This is a genomic window from Moorena sp. SIO3I6 (assembly GCF_010672095.1).
The window spans coordinates 1-1,910 of sequence record NZ_JAAHHU010000940.1; the positions used below are offsets into that span (position 1 = coordinate 1).

2 protein-coding genes are annotated in these 1,910 nt (G+C 36.4%); both read right to left on the reverse strand.

Going from position 1 to position 1,910, the window contains the following annotated elements:
• Positions 1-19: 19 nt before the first annotated feature.
• Positions 20-1,357: a serine/threonine-protein kinase gene (locus F6K49_RS44690; protein ID WP_293108436.1), complete on the reverse strand. Its 1,338-nt coding sequence runs from the start codon at positions 1,355-1,357 to the stop codon at positions 20-22.
• A 147-nt stretch (positions 1,358-1,504) separates the two neighbouring features.
• Positions 1,505-1,910: hypothetical protein (locus F6K49_RS44695; protein WP_293108439.1), on the reverse strand; the 406-nt coding region annotated here is incomplete at its 5' end.

A 1,910-nucleotide genomic window follows, 5' to 3' on the forward strand; every position in this document is an offset into this window, starting at 1 on the left:
TAAAGAATACATGAAAATCCTAATTGTTGCCGTTACGGGAATTTCTCATCTTCTCTAGAAGAGCACTAACATCTTTATATTCCTGAGCGATGATATCATCTTCCGGAAGTTTTTCGATTTCGAAGTTCTGATCTAGCCTTTTCTGAATTTCCTCCAACTTTTCAATTCCCTTACGAACTCCTGGCTCTCCGCTTAGAGCTAATACGTCTTGAGCATATCTACGGGTTAGTTCACTAAATAGCTCCTCAAATTCTTTGTTTCCTTGATAGTTGTTTTTATTTTGCTCAAATAGATTGAGGACTTCTTTGAAGTTGTCTACATCTTGGTTTTCTTCAAGTTTATAAATTGCTGAGAAAAATTTAGTTTCAATTTCGGCAAATTCAGGTTTATTTGGAGGAGATTGATTAGTAGGTAAAATTGCATAATTTATCGCTATCGTCGATAAAATAGATCCAAAAAATATTAGAATCCAAAGGAATCTAACTCCGAAAAGCGAGCTTAAACGTCTTAACCTATAAGTTAAGCTTAGTATCCCTGGAGAATCCAGTAATTTTAGCCATTCTGAAATTGACTGAGGTCTTCGATTTGGTTCTAATTCCATCCCTTGGAGAATTGCTCTTCTCAATTTTTGGTTGGTGACGAATTTTTGTACATTTTGTTTTTGAGGGTCTCTTTTATATGTTTTTAATTCATTTTCCCGGTCTCTGCTACTAACTGGTTGGCGTCCGGTTAACAAGAAATATAAGGTAGCGGATAAGGAATAGATATCAAATGGTGGGCCTAATCTAGCACGGCGTAGTTCTTGCTCTGGTGGAGCATAATGATCATCAGTTAACAATGTTTGTGTTACCTCTAGTGTCCGATTAGGAATAAATTCCCGGGCAATACTAAAACCAATCAGGACTGCTTCTTTGGTTCCATCTCTTACTATAATCTTACTAGGAGTGACATCTCTATGAATCAAATTTTCATCGTGGATTGCTGCCAAGGCATCGGCAACTTGTTTAATATATTCAATGGCTTGCTCTTCTGGAATTCCATCCCCTTCTTTAATCAGTTGCTCTAGGGTCTTTCCTTGGATATATTCCATCACGATGCAAGGACGGTTTATGGTCTGGTCATAGAAGTACTCGATGAATTTAACAATATGCTTATGGTTAAATTGTTTGAGTCGGTTCGCTTCATATTGAAAATCTTGTTTTATTTTGCTTTGTTCATTCTCGGTTAATTCCTCTCTTCCAATTTTTATAGCAACACTGTATTGCTGAGCATCGGGTAACTGAGGAGTGGCTTTATAAGTCGTTCCAAATGTCCCCTCTCCTAATTCTGATTGGATGGTATACTCGCCATCTTTCATAGAAGATTCTGGTTGTAACTTTGTCATTGGGTGCTTTTTATTTAATTAATTGCTTTGGCTAATATTATAACTTAGTGGATGATTAGCGGACGCTAACTTTATGAGCGCACGTTATTCGGTATAATTTATACACTTGTCGTCAATGCCCTAATTGTTATCCTTAAAGGCCTTTCTCATTCGATTTATCAGAACGGTAACATCTTTGTATTCCTGAGCAATTCTATCATCTTCCGGGAGACTTTTAATGTCGAAGTTATCCTCCAGTCTTTGCTGAATTTCTTCTAAATTTTCAATTCCCTTACGAATTCCTGGCTCTCCGCTAAAAGCTAATACGTCTTGAGCATATCTACGGGTTAGTTCACTAAACAGTTCTTCAAATTCTTTTTCTCCTTGATAGTTGTTTTTATTTTGCTCAAATAGATTGAGGACTTCTTTGAAGTTGTCTATATCTCCGTTTTGTTTAAGTTTATAAATTGCCGATAAACCTTTGTCTTCAAGTTCCGTCCATTCATCACTGGTAGTTGTTGGATTATCTGAATTAGATGGATTATCT